We start from the raw sequence: 19484 nt of genomic DNA, 5'->3' as shown, positions 1-19484 counted from the left end.
GCCGCACTTAGGTATTTCGGATTACGGACAATAAGCACCAACCGACGTTCCACCGGGTAGCCGAGACGGCGGAACAAACCGCGCCGCCCCCGATGCGTCATTTGCCGAGCAGCACAGCGCAACTGCAGAGCAGACACGGTTACCGGCCACAATGCAGTCGGCAACCGGACCAGGTACACAAAGTCACACGAAGGACAAACCGAACGCTCAAGCAAGTCCGATACAAAATGTAATGCCCAGACCGCCGGGGGTCATTGACAATCGGGTCTTATACCAAACTGCAGAAACAGTTTCAGGGCCCGTACTGCGACGCGCGCCGCGGCGAAAACGAAAGCGGCGACGACGGATGTCAATCCGAGAGCAGCCCCTTGGCGATGTGGGTCACCTGCACTTCGTTGCTGCCCGCGTAGATCATCAATGACTTCGCGTCGCGGGCAAGCTGTTCCACCCGGTACTCGGCCATGTAGCCGTTGCCGCCGAACAGCTGAACCGCCTCCATCGCAACCTCGGTGGCGGCCTCCGAGGAGTACAGCTTGATCGCCGACGCCTCGGCCAGCGTCGGCTGTTTACCGAGCTTCTGGCGCTCCAACATCTGAAAGACCATGTTCTGCACGTTGATTCGCGCGATCTCCATCTTGGCCAGCTTGAGCTGGATCAGTTGGAACTGGCCGATGTTCTTGCCCCACAGGATGCGGTTCTTGGCGTAATCCACGCACAACCGGTGGCATTCGTTGATGATGCCCAGTGCCATCAGCGCGACCCCGAGGCGTTCCACGGCGAAGTTGGCGCGGGCGCTGTCGCGGCCGTCACCTTCGCTGTGCTGTTCGCTCTCACCCAACAGCCGGTCCGGGGTCAGCCGCACGTTGTCGAAGAACAATTCGCCGGTGGGCGAGGACATCATGCCCATCTTCTTGAACGGCTTGCCCTGCGTCAGGCCCGGCATTCCGGAATCGAGTACGAACACCAGCACCGGACGGTTGCGCCGGTCCGCCACCGACGCGTCATCGAGCTTGGCGTAGACCACGAGGACGTCGGCGAAGGGGCCGTTGGTGATGAACGTCTTCTGCCCGTTGAGGATGTAGTCTTCGCCGTCGCGTTTGACGGTGGTCTTCATGCCGCCGAACGCATCCGACCCCGAGTCGGGCTCGGTGATCGCCCATGCCGCAATCTTTTCCAGCGTCATCAGCTGGGGCAGCCAGCGCTCTTTCTGGGCCAGCGTGCCGCGGCTCATGATGGTCGCGGCGCCCAGTCCGAGGCTCACCACCGCCGTGCTCAGCAGTCCGATGCTCACCCCGGACAGTTCGGAGATCAGCACCGCGGCCATCGACGCCTGGGCACCCAATCCGCCCGATCCGTTTGGCTTGTCCGGCTTTTCGCCTTTGGTGATGCCGGCTCGCTCCTTGTCCAACATCGACTTGACCGCTTCGGCGGCCATGACGTCGAGACCGAACTGGCTGAACAGCTTCCGCACGATCGGATACGGCGACAGCTCACCGGCTTCCAGGGCGTCGAGGTTCGGGCGGATCTCCTTGTCGATGAACTGACGGACGGCGTCGCGCACCATCAGGTCGGTGTCGGACCACTCGATCAAGGCGCTCTCCCCTACCGGTCGGCGCGCTGGTATGCGGTGACGACGGCCGCGCCACCCAGACCGATGTTGTGCTGCAGCGCCGCCGTCACGTTGTCGACCTGACGCTTGTCGGCGGTACCCCGCAACTGCCAGGTCAGCTCGGAGCACTGGGCCAGTCCGGTCGCGCCCAACGGGTGGCCCTTGGAGATCAGCCCACCCGAGGGGTTCACTACCCACTGCCCGCCGTAGGTGGTCTGGTTGTCGTCGACCAGCTTGGGCGCCTCACCCTCGCCGCACAGCCCGAGCGCCTCGTAAAGCAGCAGCTCGTTGGCGGAGAAGCAGTCGTGTAGCTCGATCACCTGGAAGTCCTCTGGCCCCAGCCCGGACTGTTGGTAAACCTGTTGTGCAGCTTGGACATTCATGTCATAACCGATGATGTTGCGGGCGCTGCCGTCGAAGGTGGAGGCGAAGTCGGTGGTCATCGCCTGGCCGACGATCTCCACCGCCTGCCCGGCCAGATCGTGTCGGGCCACATACTCCTCACTGGCCAGCACCACCGCGGCCGAGCCGTCCGAAGTGGGCGAGCACTGCAGCTTGGTGAGGGGGTCGGAAATCATCTTCGCGGCCAGGATGTCGTCGAGGGTGTACTCCTCCTGGAACTGGGCGTACGGGTTGTTCACCGAGTGCTTGTGGTTCTTGTAGCCGATCTTGGCGAAGTGTTCTGCGGTGGTGCCGTACTTTTTCATGTGTTCGCGACCGGCCGCCCCAAACATCCACGGCGCCACCGGGAAAGCGAACTCGTCGATCTCGGCCAATGCCTTCACGTGGTTGCCGAGCGGCGATTCGCGATCTTGGAAGCCGCCCTGCAACGATCCGGGCTGCATCTTCTCGAAGCCCAACGCCAACACGCAGTCGGCCAGTCCGCCGCGGATGGCCTGCGCGCCGAGGTACAAAGCGGTGGATCCGGTCGAGCAGTTGTTGTTGACGTTGACGATCGGGATGCCCGTCAGGCCCAGTTCGTAGAGGGCGCGCTGCCCGCTGGTGGAATCACCGGCGACGTAACCGACGTAGCCCTGTTCGATCTCGCTGTACTCGATACCGGCGTCCTGCAGCGCCTTGGTGCCGGACTCCTTGGCCATCTGCGGATAGTCCCAGCCTTCGCGCCGGCCTGGCTTTTCGAACTTCGTCATCCCGACCCCGACGACGAAAACCCTGTTGGACGATTTAGGCATCATTGCCTCCTTCAGCCAGCTGTGCGAAGCGATTCGCTCCCAGTGTGCATCACAGGGTCGCGGGCCGGATTACCACCACCGACTTGGTCCGCGAACCCTCATCACGCAGCAGCGCGATCGCACGGTCGCCGTCGCACGCCGCATAGATGCCGTCGATTCCGGCGGGCGCCAGGGGCCGGCCGTTGCGGGCGGCGTCTGCCTCCTCCGCGGTGAGGTCGCGGCGGGGGAAGATCAGCAGGCAGGCCTCGTCGAGGCTCAGACTCAACCGCGGCTCCAGCGCCAACTCCTCCAGCGTCAGCGCCTGGTCCAGGCCGAAACGGCCGACGCGGGTGCGGCGCAACGATGTCAGGTGACCACCCACCTCGAGCGCGGCGCCCAGATCCCGGGCCAGCGCCCGGATGTAGGTGCCAGACGAGCAGTCGACCTCGACATCGAGATCGACAACGTCGTCCGAGCGCCGAGCGGCCAGCACCTCGAAACGGTCGATACACACCGGTCGAGCCGCCAACTCCACCGATTGGCCCGCCCGCGCCAGCTGATACGCGCGCCGGCCCTCGACCTTGATCGCGCTGACCGCCGACGGCACCTGCAGGATGTCGCCCCGCAGCCCGGCGATGGCGGACTCGATCGCGTCGTCGGTGAGGTGTTCGGCGGAGACCGAGTGCAGCAGTTCGCCTTCGGCGTCCTCGGTGGAAGTGGTCTGCCCCAGGCGAATGGTGGCGGCGTATGACTTCGAGGTCGTCGTCAACAGACCGAGAATTTTGGTGGCCCGCTCGATTCCGACGACCAGCACACCGGTGGCCATCGGGTCCAGCGTGCCCGCGTGGCCCACCCGTCGGGTGGCAAAGATTCGCCGACACCGCCCGACCACGTCGTGACTGGTCATCCCGGCGGGCTTGTCGACGACGACGATCCCCGCCTTGTCGAGACCGGTCATAGCACGATCGCGGTGAGCACCAGCCCCCGCTCGACCGACCACCGGCCGGACAGCGCCTTGAGCGGCGGGCCGGACAGCGCCGACGGGTCGATCAGGATGTGCGAGACGAAACTGCCCGTGGTGGCACTGTCGGCGTCGAACGTGATGTGCGCGTCTTCGAACCCCAGCCACCTCTTGGTCAGCGGAAACCACGCCTTGTACGTTGCCTCTTTGGCGCAGAACAGGATTCGGTCCCAGTGCAGGCCCTCGGGCATGGCTAGCGGGATCTCGCTGCGCTCGATGGGCAAGCTGATGGAATTCAGCACACCGTGTGGCAGCACGTCGTGCGGCTCGGCGTCGATGCCCACCGACCGCACCTCGACGCTGCGCCCGACCACGGCGCCGCGGTAACCCGTGCAGTGTGTGAGGCTGCCGACGATGCCGTCGGGCCAGCACGGTTCGCCCTTGTCCCCCTTGAGAATCGGCACCGGGGGCACGCCGAGCTGACCCAGTGCCGCCCGGGCGCAGTGCCGGACGGTGATGAACTCGTTGCGCCGCTTGCTCACCGACTTGGCGATCAGCGGCTCCTCCTCGGGCAGCGGCGCCAATCCCGGTGGGTCGGAGTACAATTCGTCATAGGCAAGATCGTGAATCACCGTGCCCGGCAGCACCGATGACACGAGTTTGTTCGCCGTCACCGTGCCTGCCGCTGCCGCACTCGTTCCCGGAACGCCTCGGCCTGAGCCTTCATCTCCGGAGTGACCACGAAGTGACCGCCGAAGTCGTTGAGGTAGCCGGGCGCATACTGCGGGTCCGGCAACACCTGACGCAGCCAGCTGTACGGCTTGCGGCGGCGCCACTCCCGCGGGTAACCCACTGACACCTCTTCAAAGCGCACCCCGTCGTACCACGTGGTCCGCGGGATGTGTAGGTGTCCGTAGACCGAACAGACCGCGTTGTAGCGGGTGTGCCAATCGGCGGTCTTGGTGGTTCCGCACCACAGTGAGAATTCGGGATAGAACAACGCGTCGCAAGGTTCGCGAACCAGCGGAAAGTGATTCACCAGCACGGTCGGCTGCATCCAGTCCAGTTGCTCCAGCCGGGCGCGAGTCTTGGCCACCCGTTCGCGGCACCAGGCGTCGCGGGTCGGATAGGGCTCGGGTGACAGCAGGAACTCGTCGGTGGCCACCACGTTGCGCTCGCGGGCGATGGCCACTCCCTCGGCCTTGGTGGTCGCCCCCTGCGGCAGAAAGCTGTAGTCGTACAGCAGGAACATCGGCACGATGGTGGCTGGCCCACCCCGCTCGGTCCACACCGGAAAAGGGTGCTCGGGCGTGACCACGCCCATCTCGTCGCACATGTTGACCAGGTAGTCGTACCGGCTGCGGCCGAAAATCTGCATCGGGTCGCGGTTGGTGGTCCACAGTTCGTGGTTGCCCGGCACCCAAATCACCTTGGCGAACCGTCGGCGCAACAGGTCCAGCGCCCAGCGAATCTCATCGGTGCGTTCGCCGACGTCCCCGGCCACGATCAGCCAGTCGTCGGGCGAGGACGGGTGCAGCGACTCCGTGACGGGCTTGTTGCCCATGTGACCGGTGTGCAGGTCGGAGACGGCCCACAGCGTCGGCTGTCCTGCCCCGTCACGATCCTGCCTTGTGGTCACGAGTAACTAGCCTAGCGACCCGGCGCATTTCCGCCGATGAGCCAACAACGGCAGGAACCCCTGTGCCGACGCGGAAGCGACTTGTACACTCCCGGCAAAGAGAAAACCAGAAGGCAGGGGGTGCCGTGCTCACCAAGGTGCGTCTGGTTGGGGCGGTGGCCGCGCTGATCGTTGGGATCGTCGGCGGCACCGCGGGCTGGCAGGCGGTTCCTCCCGCTCCGACGGCCAGCGAAGGCGTGCAGCTGCGATCCACCGCCGCGCCGATGTCGACCACGATGAAGAGCCCGATCGTGGCCACCAGCGACCCGAGCCCGTTCGACCCGTGTAACGACATCCCCTTCGACGCCGTGCAACGGCTGGGACTGGCATTCACCCCGCCGATACCCGAAGAGGGGTTGCGCTGCCACTTCGACGCCGGCAACTACCAGATGGCCATCGAGCCCATCATCTGGCGCACATATGCCCAGTCACTTCCCCCGGACGCCATCGAGACCACGATCGCCGGCCACCGAGCCGCCCAGTACTGGGTCGTGAAACCCACCTACCACAACAGCTACTGGTACATCTCCTGCATGGTGACGTTCAAGACCAGCTACGGAGTGATTCAGCAGTCACTGTTCTATTCGACGGTCTACTCGGAACCCGATGTGGACTGCCCCTCCACCAACCTGCAGCGGGCAAACGAGCTGGTCCCGTACTACAAGTTCTAGGGACCCATAACCTCGAACCGTGACAAAGACGAGGAAGGCTCCGGCCGACGCGCTGGGCCGGATGCTGGGACTGCGGCCCGCGACCAACCGCTACACCGTGCGACACGTCCGCATTCCGATGCGCGACGGCATCCGGTTGGTGGCCGATCATTACGTTCCGCACGACGCGGCCGGGGGCCCAGCCGGCACCCTGCTGGTCCGCGGACCCTACGGGCGAAGCGTGCCGTTCTCACTGGCCTTCGCCCGGCTCTACGCCGCGCGGGGCTACCACGTCGTCCTGCAGAGTGTGCGCGGGACGTTCGGCTCCGAGGGCGAATTCGAGCCCATGGTCAACGAGGCCGCCGACGGCGCCGACACCGTGGCCTGGCTGCGGAAGCAGCCGTGGTTCACCGGGCGGTTCGCCACCGTGGGTCTGTCGTATCTGGGCTTCACCCAGTGGGCGCTGCTGCACGACCCGCCGCCGGAGTTGGCCGCGGCCGTCATCACCGCGGGCCCGCACGACTTTCGGGACTCGGTGTGGGGCACCGGCTCGTTCGCAAACGACTTCCTGGCCTGGAGCGACATGGTGGCCCGCCAGGAGGGTCCGATGCACCGCCGCGCGATAAACCAATTGACCGCCCCTCGCCGGGTGACGCGTGCGCTGCGGGCGTTGCCGCTGGGCGAGTCCGCCCGAGCGATGCTCGGCGACGGCGCACCGTGGTTCGAGTCCTGGGTCGAACACACCGAGGATGACGACCCGTTCTGGGATGCCGTGCGGTTCCCCGCCGCGCTGGACCGCGTCGACGTCCCGGTGCTGCTGCTCAGCGGTTGGCAGGACATCTTCGTCGGCCAGACGGTGCGCCAGTACTGGCACCTGCGCGACCGCGGAGTAAACGTCGCGCTCACCGTCGGTCCCTGGACGCACACCCAGATGCTCACCAAGGGGCTGGCGACCTGCGCCCGGGAGACCCTGGACTGGCTGGACGCGCACCTGGCCGGCGACTCCGCGCCGCGCCGTCCCAACACGGTCCGAGTCTTCGTCAACGGGCAGGGCTGGCACCACCTGCCCGACTGGCCCCCGGAGACCAGCGAACAAGCGCTGTACCTGCACCCGCACGGCCGCTTGGACGTCACCCCGCCGCCGTCGGGCGCGCCGCCGGCGACCTTTCGGGCCGACCCCGAGCACCCCACCCCCGTCATCGGCGGTCCGTTGCTGGCGCCGACGGGGGGCTACCGCAACGACACCCGACTGGCATCGCGAGACGACGTGCTCGCGTTCACCGGGGCCACGCTCACCCAGGACCTGACCGTCCACGGGCACCCCATCATCGAACTGGAGCATTCCGCCGACAATCCCAACGTTGACCTGTTCGTCCGGGTCAGCGAGGTCGACCCCAAGGGCAGGTCGCGCAACGTGACCGAGGCCTACCGGCGGCTGAGTGACGGGGCGAGGCCGGTCAAGGTGGAGCTCGATCCGATCGCCCACCGGTTCAAGGCGGGTTCACGCATCCGCGTACTCATCGCCGGCAGCTGGTTCCCCCGCTACGCGCCCAACCTGGGCACCGGAGAGCCGACGCTGACTGCTCGGCAGCTGAAGCCGGCCACCCATTCGGTGCATTTCGGCGAGTCCCGGCTGGTGCTGCCGGTGCACTAACCGCCAGCCGCGGCTCAGTACCGCGTCCGGCTGCTCAGCCGACGGCTTCGCGGACCCGGGCGGCGACGTCGTTCAGCGTCGCGTCGTCGTGCACCGGCGCAGCCAGCGTCGGCGTCAACGGGAGTTGCACCCAGCTGGTGCACCCGGCGTACTCGGGGCTGCGCGCCATGCGCACCGGCTCGGTCAGCGGAATGGCGGACACCACCAGCACGGCCAGTTTGTGTTTGGGCCGGAAGTCCAGCCGGTCGGCGCGCACCGATTCGGCGGTCCAGATATGCAGATCCTCTATTTCACCCAGGCCTTCGGGGCGGTTGACCGGCAGCGCCGCAACCACTTTCGCGGCGGCCCGGACCAGCAGTTGCTCGTCGGTGCTGTCGGCGGCCGCCGCGGGCAGCAGGTCTTGGTGCTCGGGCCGGACGCGATCGGCGTGGCTGTGCGCGACCGTCGGGAACAACAGGAACTCCCTCGCCGCGACCTCAAACCGCTTTTCACCGATACCGCCCTTGCGCAGCAGGATGGTTTGGCGCCCATCCAGCAGCGCGTGTACGGCCGCGCTCCACTCTTTGAGCGCGGGGGTCACGGCGGGAGTCACGGTGACTGAGCCCCGGCGAGGCGGGCGATGATCTCGGGGCGGCGCAACGGCGGGACGCTCTTGGGTGGCTGACGTCGTGGGGGCAGCGCGTCCAGCAGGCGGGCGGTGCTGGCGGTGACCTCGGCCACTGCGGCTTCGAACGCCTCGGCGTTGGCCGGTGAGGGACGGGTGATGCCGCTGACCTTGCGCACGTACTGACGTGCCGCCGCCGCGATCTCCTGGTCGGTGGCCGGGGGTTCCAGCCCGCGCAGTTCGGTGATGTTTCGGCACATGGTTCCCACGATAGGCGCGCGCCGAACCGCAGCCATGGAACGCACGGGCGACCCTCTACGGTGACTGTATGACCGACGACATCCTGCTGATCGACACCGAAGAGCGCGTGCGCACCCTGACCCTCAACCGTCCGCAGGCGCGCAATGCGCTGTCCGCGGCGCTGCGGAACAAGTTCTTCGCCGCTCTCGCCCAGGCAGAAACCGACGACGACGTCGACGTCGTCATCGTCACCGGCAGCGATCCGGCGTTTTGCGCCGGTCTGGATCTCAAAGAGCTGGGCCAACAACCGGCGCTGCCCGACATTTCGCCGCGCTGGCCGGAGCTGACCAAACCGGTGATCGGCGCCATCAACGGCGTCGCGGTCACCGGCGGGCTCGAGTTGGCGCTGTACTGCGACATTTTGATCGCCTCGGAGAACGCGCGCTTCGCCGACACCCACGCCCGGGTCGGCCTGCTGCCCACCTGGGGGCTCAGTGTGCGGCTGCCGCAGAAGGTGGGCGTCGGCCTGGCCCGACGGATGAGCATGACCGGCGATTACCTCTCCGCCGCCGACGCGCTGCGGGCGGGGCTGGTCACCGAAGTCGTGCCGCACGACCAACTGCTGCCCACCGCCCGGCGGGTCGCCGCGTCCATCGTCGGCAACAACCAGAACGCGGTTCGCGCATTGCTGGCGTCGTATCACCGCATCGACGAGTCGCAGACCGGCGCTGGGCTATGGCTCGAAGCGTCCGCGGCTCGGCAGTTTCAGACCAGCCCGGAGGACATCGCGGCCAACCGCGAGGCGGTGTTGCAACGCGGGCGTTCCCAGGTGCGTTAGCTGGGCGGGGCTGCGCTTCGCATGCGGGGCCGCAGGGTCTCCCCGCCGAACGTGGGCCATATGGCCCCACTACCAACACTTTTCGGACATACACCACACGTTCGGCGAACAAGCCCGTACTCGTCAGCCGATCCGCGTCTCGGTCGCGACGTCGAAGAAGCACAGCTCTTTCACGTGCGGCACGATCGACAACGTGTCACCCAGCTGCACCGACGTGCGACGATCGGTGCGGAACACGATGCGCTGCGCCCGTGGCGACCACCCGTTGCGCTCGACAGGCGTTGCATAGACGAAGGATTCGAACCCCAGCTCCTCCACCAGTTCCACGACGACGGTCAGCGCGCCCGGGGTGTCCGGCGAGGCGACGTCCCAGGATTCGGGCCGCACACCGAGCAGCACCCGTGGCTGGCCGGCGGCTTCACGCGGCACCGGTATCGCCAGATCGGGCGATTTAACCATCCCGTCGGCCACGACGGCCTCGATGAGGTTCATCGCCGGGGCGCCGATGAACGTCGCCACGAACGTGTTGACCGGGTCGTCGTAGAGTGCCCGCGGCGTGTCGATCTGTTGCAGCACACCGTCTTTGAGTACGGCGACCCGGTCCCCCATCGTCATGGCCTCCACTTGGTCGTGGGTGACGTAGACGGTGGTAGTGCCCAGGCGACGCTGCAAACCCGAAATCTGCGATCGGGTGCTCACCCGCAGTTTGGCGTCCAGGTTCGACAACGGTTCGTCCATGCAGAACACCTGGGGCCGCCGCACGATCGCACGCCCCATCGCCACGCGTTGCCGCTGGCCACCGGACAGCTTCGCAGGCTTACGGTCAAGCAGCTCAGTCAATTCCAGCATAGCGGCGACCTCTTCCACCCGGCGCCGCGTTTCGGCGCGCGACACACCGGCGTTGCGCAGCGCGAAGCCCATGTTGGCCGCCACCGTCATGTTCGGGTACAGCGCGTAGTTCTGGAACACCATCGCGACATCGCGGGCGCGCGGCGGCAGGTGCGTCACGTCCACATCCCCGATGGTGATGCGGCCGCTCTCAACGGTTTCCAGCCCGGCCAGCATGCGCAAGGTGGTCGACTTGCCGCAGCCGGACGGCCCGACCAGGACCAGGAATTCACCGTCGGCCACCTCCAGATCCAGGTTCTCAATCGCCGGGGTGTCCGCACCCGGGTAACGGTGGGTGACCGACGAATACTGCACGCTAGCCATGTCGGGGCAACTTTCGTTTGATCTGGCGGTCGTAGATGACGCTCAGCTGCTTTTCGATGTCGGTGAACGTCGCGGTCACGTCGGACCCTTCCAGCCCAATGGATTCCAGCCCCGCGCAGATGATGCGGTCCGCGCCGGGTAGGAACACGCGCGCGTAGTCCTGCGGCTTGGTGTGCGGAAGCTGGTCGAGCGCCACCCGAGCCCGGGGATGGTCGGCAAGGTATTTCTGCTCGCTCGGGTCCTGGACGGCGGACTTGCGCACCGGCAGATACCCGGTGCGCTGGCTGAAGTACGCAGTGTTCTGCGGGTTGGTGACGAACTCAATGAACCTGAGCGCATTCAGCTTTCGCTCCGGGGAGAGCTTGGTAGGTATGGCCAGCCCCGCCCCGCCGGTCGGGCACCCGGGCGCTCCCCCGGGCCCGGTGGGCAGCGGCGCAACACCGAAATCGACTCGGGCGGAATGGGTGATGCCGACCAGTGCGCCCGTCGACGCCAGGGTCGAGGCCTGAATGCCGGTAGCGAACTCGTTGGCGTTGTCGTTGGCGATCGCGGCATAACGCCTGCGATGGATGGAATCCCGATAAAAGTTTCCCGCCTCGATGGTTTTCGGATCGGTGAACTTCAGGGTCCACTTGTCGGAATAAGCGCCGCCGAATGCCCAGTTCGGCCCTTCGAAAACCCAGGAGATCCGGTCAGCGTTCGGCCAACCGTGTGCCCATCTTCCGGAGCCGACGACCTGCTGCAACCGCGGGCCCCATTCGTCGAATTCCTGCCAACTGCGCGGTCCGCGGTCGGGCAGGCCGGCCCGCGCCCAGTCGGACTTGTTGTAGTAGAAGAGCGGCGTTGAACGGGAATAAGGCAGGGCGTAGTGGCGGCCGTCGAAATCGTAGTCGGCCAGCAACGAGTCCACGTAATCCGCGGTGTCGACGCCGACTTGGCCAAAGAGGTCGTCGAGCGGGGCGATGACACCGCTGAGGGCGAAGTGGAACCACCAACGATCGTCCAGGACAACGACATCGGGTACGTCGGTGCCGATGAGCGACGCGTTGAACTTCTGCGCCACCTCGTCGTAGTCCGCGCCGGCGTCGATCAGCTTGACCTGCAGGCCGGGAAACTGGCTCTGGAACCGGGCGATGAGTTCCCGTTCCATCGGGGCGGATTGGCCGGGGTGGTTGGACCAGAACGTGATGGGACCCGATCCCGACTTCTCGCCGACGCTGCCGCCCATTCCGGCGCAGCCGGCGAGCACTCCGGGCACGGCCGCGCTCGCCAACGACAGGAAACTTCTGCGGTTCAAGTTGGTCATGGCGCGTCAGCCCTTGACCGCGCCGGAGGTGAGGCCCTTGATCATCTGCCGTTGCAGCGCAATGAAGATCAGCAGGATGGGCAGCATCGCCAGCAGCGTCACCGCCATCACCGGTCCCCAGTTCGTCACGCCCTCGGCTTGCTGCAGAAAGGTCAGGCCCACCGGCAGCGGTGCCACCGACTCGTCATCGGACATCAGGAACGGCCACAGGTATTCGTTCCATTCGTTGACCACGGTGATGACGCCGAAAGCGACCATGGTCGGGCCGGACATGGGCAACACGACCCGCAGCAATAGTTGCCACCACCGGGCGCCATCCATCCGGGCGGCCTCGATGACCTCGGAAGGCAGCGACAGAAAGTGGTTGCGCATCAAGAACGTTCCGAATGCAACGCCGGCCAGCGGCAGAATGATGCCCGGGAATGTGTTGCGCAGGCCGAGTTGAGAGATCAAGGCGTAGTTGGAGATCACGGTGATCTGGTTGGGCACCATGAGCGCTGCGATGATGACCAAGAACACCACGTTCTTGCCCGGGAAATCCACGAACACCAGGCCGAACGCGCTGAGCACCCCGAGCACGAACTTCACTGATGCCAGTGCGGTGGTGATGATCACCGAATTGCGCAGGTAGGTCCAGAACGGGATCTGCTCGGTGGCCGTCCGGTAATTCTGGGGATGCCAGTGTGGCGGCCACCAGGTCGTCGGCTGCGAATAGATGTCGGGTTGGTCCTTGAACGAGGTGAAGAAGACGAACAGCAGCGGTCCGGCGATCAACGCGACCACCAGCAACATCGCGGCATAGCCGAGCAGTCTTGCGGCGCTGCGACTTGCGTTCAATCGGGTGAGTTTCACAGCCGCTGCTCCCGATCCATGACCCGCACCTGGAAATACGTGACGGCCAGCAGGACTAGGAACATTATCGTGGCGATGGTGGCCCCATACCCGGCCCGGAAGTTTCTGAAGGTCTCCAAATACACCTGGTACACCATGGTCGTCGTGCCGGTGCCGAGTGGGCCCCCTCGGGTCATCACGTTGATCACGTCGAACACCTGCAGCGAGTTGATCAGTACGGTGATCGACAGGAAGAAGGTGGTGGGACGCAGCTGCGGCAGCAGCACCCGGCGGAAGATGCCCCATCGGCTGGCGCCGTCGATTTCCGCCGCCTCCAACAGGTCTCGGCGGACGCCCTGCAGCGCGGCCAGGTAGATGACAAAGGTGTAGCCCAGGTTTTTCCAGATGTAGGTGACGGTGACCATGAACATCGCCCAGTGCGGCCGCTGGTAGAAGTCGGGCACCCCAACGCCGACGCGGTGCAGCAGGTCTTGGATCAGGCCGAAATGCGGATCGAAGACAAACTGGGCCGCCAGGCCGACGGCCGCACCGGATATCACAAACGGGGCGAACACCGTCGAGCGCACCAGGTTTCGGCCGCGCAACGGTTGGTCGAGCAGCATGGCCAGCATCAGCCCCAGCACCATCGAGCCGATGACCGTTGCGCCCGTGAACACCACCGTGTTGAACACAATCTGCCGGGTGTCCGCACGGGTGAGCCACTCGGCGTAGTTGGACATCCCGATGAAGTCGGCGCCGGGATCGGAGATGTTCCAATCGAAGAACGACAGCCGGATGTTGTCCGCCAATGGGCGGTAGATGAACAGAATCAACAAAGCCACATTGGGTCCGACCAGGATGGTGAACAGCGCATAGTCCTGCCAGGACCGCTGCCGGGACCGTGGCGGCGTCCGGGCCAGCCTTGTCATGCGCGCAGTGTAACGGCGGGTTGGGCGCGCGGGGCGTTACGCCGCCCCGGTCACCGCCCACCGTCCCGACACCGTTCGCCATCCAACGAAGATCAGTCGCAACACGATGAATGTGCTCAGCCCGGCCCAGATACCGGCCAGTCCCCAGTCGAACGCCAGTGACAGCCAGATCAGCGGCAGAAAGCCGATCAGGGCGCTGGCGACGGTGGCGGTGCGCATGAACGCGGCATCGCCGGCCCCGAGCAGTACCCCGTCCAGCGCGAAAACGATGCCGGCGAAGGGCAGTTGGGCCACCATGAACCACCATGGCACCCCGATGGCAACCAGCACCGACCGGTCGTCGGTGAACAGGTCTGGCAGCACCTCCGCGCCCACCCCGAGCGCGACAGCCAGCAGCGCGGCCGCCAACAGCGAGAACACCGTCACCCGCCAAGTCACCCACTTCGCGTGTGCGACGTCGCCGGCACCCAGCGCCGCGCCCACCAACGCCTGCGCGGCAATGGCGAGCGAATCGAGAACCAGGGCAAGAAAACTCCACAGCTGTAGCACCACCTGGTGGGCCGCCAGTGCGGCAGCTCCGAACCTGGCGGCCACCGTCGCGGCCGAGATGAAGCAGGCCTGGAAAGCCATGGTCCGGACAAACAGGTCGCGGCCCATCACCACCTGGGCGCGGAGCACCGTGCGGTCCGGACGCAGCGGCACCCGTTCGGCCAGCAGCGCGCCTACGAACAACACCGCCGCCAGCCACTGACCGGTCGCGTTGGCCACCGCCGACCCGGCCAGGCCCCAGCGCGGCAACCCCAGCCAGCCGAACACCAGCAGCGGACACAGCACCGCCGAGAGGCTGAACCCCGCCACCACATACCGCAGCGGGCGCACCGTGTCCTGCACGCCACGCATCCAACCGTTACCCGCGAGCGAGACCAGGATTGCCGGCACACCCAGGATCGCGATCCGCAACCAGGGCAGCGCCGCGGCGCTGATCGCATGGCCCCCGGATTGACCGCCAGCGATCGCCGACACCAGCGGCACCGCTGCGGCCTCCACCACGACGATCACCAGCACACCGAGCGCCAAGGCCAGCCACGTCGCCTGCACGCCCTCGGCTACCGCGCCCGCGCGGTCGCCGGCCCCGAAGCGGCGCGCCGAGCGCGCCGTCGTGCCGTAGGACAAGAATGTCGCACCGGAACCGACAAAGTTCAGCAGCAGACTGCCGATAGCCAGACCGGCCAGCGAAACCGCCCCGAGGCGACCGACGACCGCGGTGTCGAACAGCAGATACAGCGGCTCGGCCGCCAACACACCCAGCGCGGGCAGCGCGAGCGCGGCGATCTGCCACCCACCGGCGGCCGGTCGCCCGGCGCCTGGCTCGGCTGGCCCTTCAGTCAAGGGCCGTCAGCCCAGAGCCGCGCACAGGGAGGCGACGACGTCTTCGATCAAACCGGAGGCCGAATAGCCGGCGGCCAGTCGGTGGCCACCGCCGCCGAACTTGGATGCGACGGCCGCCAGATCGATGTCGTTCTTACCGCGCATGGACACCGACCACCGTTGCGGGTCGACCTCTTTGAAGACGGCAGCCACCTCGGCTTCCCGGGTGGTGCGGACGATGTCGACGACGCTCTCGACCTCCTCGGGACGGGAGGCGACCCACTCCTGATTGGTGACGACGACATAGACCAGCCCGCGTCCGCCCACGGCGTCGGGCAGCAGCCGGGCCGTCCCCAGCACCCGGGACAGCATCGGCAACCACCCGAACGGGTGGGTGTCCATCAGCGACCGGCTGATGGCGGCGTTGTCCACGCCCATTTCAACCAGTTCAGCGGCCAGCCGGAGGGCGCGCGGGCTGGCCCAGCGGAACGATCCGGTGTCGGTGGTCAGCCCGGCGTAGATGCAGTGCGCGACGCGGGTGTCCATCGGCTGGCCCCACGCTTCGAGCACGTCGGCAACCATCATCGTGGTGGAATCGGCTTCCACGTCGACGAAGTTTGCGGTGCCGAACATGCTGTTGGAGGCGTGGTGATCGATGACCAGTACCTCCCGGCCCTCGGCGGCGACCAGATCAGCTAGGCTGCCCAGCCGCTTGACGCTCGGAGCGTCAACGGTGACAACCAAATCCACGTCGCGGCGCATCGACTCGGGGCTGACCAGCAGGTGGCAGCCGGGCAGCGAACGCAACGACTCCGGAAGCGTGGCCGGCGCGGCGAAGCTGACCTCAACCCTCTTGTTGCACTCCTCGAGCACCAACGCCAGCGCCAGACCCGCACCGATCGTGTCGGCGTCGGGATGGACATGGGAGATCACCGCGATCCGGTCGGCCGCGGCCAGTAGCTTCGCGGCGCCGACGGCGTCGACCCGGGCGGCCCGGGATGGTTCAGTCTTCGGGTCGGTCGTCGTCACCGGTGTCCTCGGGGTCAGCTGGTGCTCCTACAGATCCTTGCGGGCCCCCCGCCCGGTAAGGATCGGCCTCCCCCGCCGGCTTTGCTCCGACCCGCACTCGCGCCAGATCCTCGTCCGCGGCACGAGCCCGAGCCAACAACTCCTCCATCCGGAGCACGTTGTCGGAAGTGGTGTCCCGGGTGAAGGTCAGGGTGGGAGTAAAACGCACTCCCGTACCCGCACCCACCTTAGAACGAAGTACTCCCCTGGCGCGCTCCAGTGCTGCCGCGGCCGCATCGTAATCCGGCTCGTCGTCCAGCGTCGGGCCCATCACCGTGTAGTACACGGTCGCATCGTGCAGGTCGGCCGTCACCTTGGTGTCGACGATGGTCACCCCGGCCAGCCCCGGATCCTTGATCTCGTATTCGATCGCCGAAGCGACGATCGTGCTGATCCGCTTGGCCAGCCGACGTGCGCGGGCTGGGTCCGCCATTCGGATTCACCGCCTCTCCTCATGCTCGGTCCCCCTGATCCGCTACGCGGCTGGGGTGCCCCCACTATGTGGCGGCTGTGGTCAGGCGCGCTCCTTCTGCACCAGCTCGAAGGACTCGATGATGTCGCCTTCCTTGATGTCGGAGTACCCCAACGTCAAACCACACTCGAAGCCTTCGCGGACCTCGGTCACGTCGTCCTTCTCGCGGCGCAACGAGTTGATCGTGAGGTTCTCGGTGACCACGATGTTGTCCCGCAACAACCGGGCCTTGGCGTTGCGGCGCACCACACCGGAGGTGACCAGGCAACCCGCGATGATGCCGACCTTGGAGGACCGGAAGATCGCCCGGATCTCGGCGCGACCCAACTGGTTTTCCTCGTAGATCGGCTTGAGCATGCCGCGCAGGGCCTGCTCGATCTCGTCGATCGCTTGGTAGATCACCGAGTAGTAGCGGATCTCGACGCCTTCGCGGTTGGCCAGCTCCGTCGCCTTGCCTTCGGCGCGCACGTTGAAGCCGATGATGATCGCATCCGACGCCGAAGCCAGGTTGACGTTGGTTTCGGTGATGCCACCGACACCGCGGTCGATGACCCGCAGGGCCACCTCGTCGTCGACCTCGATACCCATCAGGGCCTCTTCCAGCGCCTCGACGGTACCGGCGTTGTCGCCCTTGAGGATCAGGTTCAGCTGACTGGTTTCCTTCAGCGCCGAGTCCAGGTCCTCCAGGCTGATCCGCTTGCGGCTACGGGCCGCCAGGGCGTTGCGCTTGCGGGCACTGCGCCGGTCGGCGATCTGGCGGGCGATCCGGTCTTCGTCGACGACCAGGAAGTTGTCACCCGCGCCGGGCACCGACGTGAAGCCGATGACCTGCACCGGCCGCGACGGCAACGCCGCCTCGATGTCCTCGCCGTGCTCGTCGACCATCCGGCGGACACGGCCGTAGGCGTCGCCGGCGACCACCGAGTCGCCCACGCGCAGCGTGCCGCGCTGGATCAGCACCGTCGCCACCGGGCCGCGGCCCCGGTCCAGGTGCGCCTCGATGGCCACACCCTGGGCCTCCATGTCGGGGTTGGCCCGCAGGTCCAGTGCGGCGTCGGCGGTCAGCAGCACCGCCTCGAGGAGCGCGTCGATGTTGGTGCCCTGCTTGGCGGAGATGTCGACGAACATCGTGTCGCCGCCGAATTCCTCGGCAATCAAGCCGTATTCGGTGAGCTGGCTGCGGATCTTGGCCGGGTCAGCGCCTTCCTTGTCAATCTTGTTGACCGCCACCACGATCGGCACGTCGGCGGCCTGCGCGTGGTTGATGGCCTCGACCGTCTGCGGCATCACACCGTCGTCGGCCGCGACCACCAGGATGGCGATGTCGGTGGCCTTGGCGCCGCGGGCACGCATGGCGGTGAACGCCTCGTGACCGGGGGTGTCGATGAACGTGATGAGACGTTCGGTGCCGTCGAGTTCGACGGCCACCTGGTAGGCGCCGATGTGCTGGGTGATGCCACCGGCCTCGCCCTCGCGGACGCTGGCCTTGCGGATGGTGTCCAGCAGGCGGGTCTTGCCGTGGTCGACGTGACCCATGACGGTGACCACCGGTGGACGGGTCTGCAGGTCTTCCTCGCCGCCCTCATCCTCGCCGTAGGTCAGGTCGAAGGACTCCAGCAGCTCGCGATCCTCGTCCTCGGGACTGACGACCTGAACGTTGTAGTTCATCTCGCTGCCGAGCAGCTCGAGCGTCTCGTCACCCACCGACTGGGTGGCCGTGACCATCTCACCGAGGTTGAACAGCGCCTGCACCAGCGCGGCCGGGTTGGCGTTGATCTTGTCGGCAAAGTCGCTCAGCGAAGCGCCGCGCGCCAGCCGGATCGTCTCGCCATTGCCGTGCGGCAACCGAACGCCGCCGACGACCGGCGCCTGCATGTTCTCGTACTCGGCGCGCTTTGCCCGCTTCGATTTGCGGCCACGACGCGGAGCGCCGCCGGGACGACCGAACGCGCCCGCCGCGCCGCCGCGCTGACCGGGACGACCACCGCCACCACCGGGGCCACCGCCGCCGGGACGACCGCGGAAGCCGCCGCCGCCACCGCCACCACCGGGCGCGGCTCCTACACCGCCGCCGCGGTAGTTACCGCCACCGCCGTCGCGACCGCCACCGGGACCACCGGGTCGGGCGCCACCGGGCCGGGGCGCGCCGGTACGCGGCGGGCGCGGTCCGCCTGCGGCGCCGCCCGGACGCGGGGGCATGCTGCCGGGCGAGGCACCACCCGGCCGGGGCGCACCAGGCCGGGGAGCTCCCGGGCGTGGGGCCTGCGGGTGCGGGCGCGGAATGGGCCGGTCGACCGGCTGAGCCGACGAGAACGGGTTGTTGCCGACGCGCGGCGTGCGAACGCCTGGCTTCGGGACCGGGGGGCCGGGCCGCGGTCCCGGCGTCGCACCGGGCTGCGGCGCCTGGGAACCGGGGGTAGGTCCGGGCGTCGGCGCCGCGGGCTTTCCGGGCGTTGGTTTGGCCGGCGGAGCCGGGGTCGGAGCCGCCGCGCTCGCCGCCGGGGCCGGCGGGGCCGCGGGCGCCGCGGGTCGCGGGGCGGCCGGCTTGGCCGGTGAGGGGGTTGGTGCGCCGTTGCCCGCGGCCTTTTCGATCGCCGTGTCGAGAGCTTGCTCGAGTGACTTGTCCGGGGCTTTGGCGGGCGCCTGGGCCGGCGGTGCCGGCGGGGCTGCCTTCGCGGCGGCAGCTTTCCCGCCGCCGAACGACTCGCGCAGCCGGCGGGCTACTGGCGCCTCCACCGTCGACGATGCTGATTTGACGAATTCGCCCTGCTCGCTCAGCCGGGCGAGGACTTCCTTGCTGGTGACACCGAGTTCCTTTGCCAACTCGTGTACGCGGGCCTTACCTGCCACTACATCTCCTGTCTATGAGGCGACAGCAGCGGGCCGCGCCTC

18 protein-coding genes are annotated in these 19484 nt (G+C 67.1%); 3 read left to right on the top strand and 15 right to left on the bottom strand.

Annotated elements, in window-relative coordinates; all coding sequences use genetic code 11:
• Positions 1 to 349: 349 nt before the first annotated feature.
• Genes BST27_RS02930 through BST27_RS02910 form a run of 5 tightly spaced genes read right to left on the bottom strand, consistent with a single transcriptional unit; the run spans position 350 to position 5381 of the window.
• A complete protein-coding gene (locus BST27_RS02930; protein ID WP_069420383.1) occupies positions 350 to 1591 on the bottom strand; it encodes an acyl-CoA dehydrogenase family protein in 1242 nt (413 codons plus the stop codon).
• Between the two features lie 11 nt (positions 1592 to 1602).
• Positions 1603 to 2805, bottom strand: a complete 1203-nt coding sequence (locus BST27_RS02925; RefSeq protein ID WP_139804984.1) for a lipid-transfer protein — start codon at positions 2803 to 2805, stop codon at positions 1603 to 1605.
• A gap of 46 nt (positions 2806 to 2851) precedes the next feature.
• On the bottom strand, positions 2852 to 3739 hold the full coding sequence (truB, locus tag BST27_RS02920; RefSeq protein ID WP_069420384.1) for a tRNA pseudouridine(55) synthase TruB: 888 nt from the start codon (positions 3737 to 3739) through the stop codon (positions 2852 to 2854).
• Positions 3736 to 4416 (bottom strand): 4'-phosphopantetheinyl transferase PptT, encoded by a 681-nt coding sequence (gene pptT, locus BST27_RS02915; protein ID WP_069420385.1) that lies wholly within the window; start codon positions 4414 to 4416, stop codon positions 3736 to 3738. Before pptT ends, truB begins: the two co-directional genes overlap by 4 nt.
• The gene (locus BST27_RS02910) at positions 4413 to 5381 is read right to left on the bottom strand and encodes a metallophosphoesterase family protein (protein ID WP_069420386.1); all 969 of its coding nucleotides are present in this window, start codon (positions 5379 to 5381) and stop codon (positions 4413 to 4415) included. Before BST27_RS02910 ends, pptT begins: the two co-directional genes overlap by 4 nt.
• Before the next feature lie 125 nt (positions 5382 to 5506).
• Here BST27_RS02910 and BST27_RS02905 point away from each other — a divergent pair, with 125 nt between their 5' ends.
• The gene (locus BST27_RS02905) at positions 5507 to 6091 is read left to right on the top strand and encodes a DUF3558 domain-containing protein (RefSeq protein WP_069420387.1); all 585 of its coding nucleotides are present in this window, start codon (positions 5507 to 5509) and stop codon (positions 6089 to 6091) included.
• Between the two features lie 61 nt (positions 6092 to 6152).
• Positions 6153 to 7724 (top strand): CocE/NonD family hydrolase, encoded by a 1572-nt coding sequence (locus BST27_RS02900; RefSeq protein WP_079220182.1) that lies wholly within the window; start codon positions 6153 to 6155, stop codon positions 7722 to 7724.
• Between the two features lie 34 nt (positions 7725 to 7758).
• Here BST27_RS02900 and BST27_RS02895 read toward each other — a convergent pair whose 3' ends face one another.
• Together BST27_RS02895 and BST27_RS02890 are read right to left on the bottom strand one after the other, a co-directional pair.
• The gene (locus BST27_RS02895; RefSeq protein WP_069420405.1) at positions 7759 to 8304 is read right to left on the bottom strand and encodes a DUF1802 family protein; all 546 of its coding nucleotides are present in this window, start codon (positions 8302 to 8304) and stop codon (positions 7759 to 7761) included.
• Between the two features lie 8 nt (positions 8305 to 8312).
• Positions 8313 to 8588 carry a DUF2277 domain-containing protein gene (locus BST27_RS02890; RefSeq protein WP_069420389.1) on the bottom strand — a complete coding sequence of 92 codons (276 nt, stop codon included), beginning with the start codon at positions 8586 to 8588 and terminating at the stop codon, positions 8313 to 8315.
• Positions 8589 to 8656: 68 nt separating this feature from the next.
• On the opposite strand from BST27_RS02890, the gene BST27_RS02885 reads away from it, so the two are divergent.
• Positions 8657 to 9406, top strand: a complete 750-nt coding sequence (locus BST27_RS02885) for an enoyl-CoA hydratase (RefSeq protein WP_069420390.1) — start codon at positions 8657 to 8659, stop codon at positions 9404 to 9406.
• Between the two features lie 123 nt (positions 9407 to 9529).
• On the opposite strand, the gene BST27_RS02880 is transcribed toward BST27_RS02885, so the two are convergent.
• From BST27_RS02880 to infB, 8 genes are all read right to left on the bottom strand, one after another.
• Positions 9530 to 10618 (bottom strand): ABC transporter ATP-binding protein, encoded by a 1089-nt coding sequence (locus BST27_RS02880; RefSeq protein WP_069420391.1) that lies wholly within the window; start codon positions 10616 to 10618, stop codon positions 9530 to 9532.
• Positions 10611 to 11924 carry an ABC transporter substrate-binding protein gene (locus BST27_RS02875; protein WP_069420392.1) on the bottom strand — a complete coding sequence of 438 codons (1314 nt, stop codon included), beginning with the start codon at positions 11922 to 11924 and terminating at the stop codon, positions 10611 to 10613. Before BST27_RS02875 ends, BST27_RS02880 begins: the two co-directional genes overlap by 8 nt.
• 6 nt (positions 11925 to 11930) lie before the next feature.
• Entirely contained in the window at positions 11931 to 12716 is a 786-nt protein-coding gene (locus BST27_RS02870) for a carbohydrate ABC transporter permease (RefSeq protein WP_079220185.1), read from the bottom strand.
• Positions 12717 to 12772: 56 nt separating this feature from the next.
• A complete protein-coding gene (locus BST27_RS02865) occupies positions 12773 to 13684 on the bottom strand; it encodes a carbohydrate ABC transporter permease (RefSeq protein ID WP_069420394.1) in 912 nt (303 codons plus the stop codon).
• Between the two features lie 36 nt (positions 13685 to 13720).
• Positions 13721 to 15073, bottom strand: a complete 1353-nt coding sequence (locus BST27_RS02860) for an MATE family efflux transporter (RefSeq protein ID WP_069420395.1) — start codon at positions 15071 to 15073, stop codon at positions 13721 to 13723.
• A gap of 6 nt (positions 15074 to 15079) precedes the next feature.
• Positions 15080 to 16081, bottom strand: coding sequence for a DHH family phosphoesterase (locus BST27_RS02855; RefSeq protein WP_069420396.1), 1002 nt, complete (start codon positions 16079 to 16081; stop codon positions 15080 to 15082).
• Positions 16056 to 16553, bottom strand: a complete 498-nt coding sequence (gene rbfA, locus BST27_RS02850; protein WP_069420397.1) for a 30S ribosome-binding factor RbfA — start codon at positions 16551 to 16553, stop codon at positions 16056 to 16058. Before rbfA ends, BST27_RS02855 begins: the two co-directional genes overlap by 26 nt.
• An 81-nt stretch (positions 16554 to 16634) precedes the next feature.
• Complete coding sequence (gene infB, locus BST27_RS02845; RefSeq protein ID WP_083148371.1) at positions 16635 to 19442, bottom strand: translation initiation factor IF-2; 2808 nt, start codon at positions 19440 to 19442, stop codon at positions 16635 to 16637.
• Positions 19443 to 19484: the final 42 nt, after the last annotated feature.

This window comes from Mycobacterium intermedium (genome assembly GCF_002086275.1).
Lineage (GTDB): Bacteria > Actinomycetota > Actinomycetes > Mycobacteriales > Mycobacteriaceae > Mycobacterium > Mycobacterium intermedium.
The sequence above is the reverse complement of the archived record's forward strand: the minus strand, read 5'-3'. Positions and strand labels throughout refer to the sequence as shown.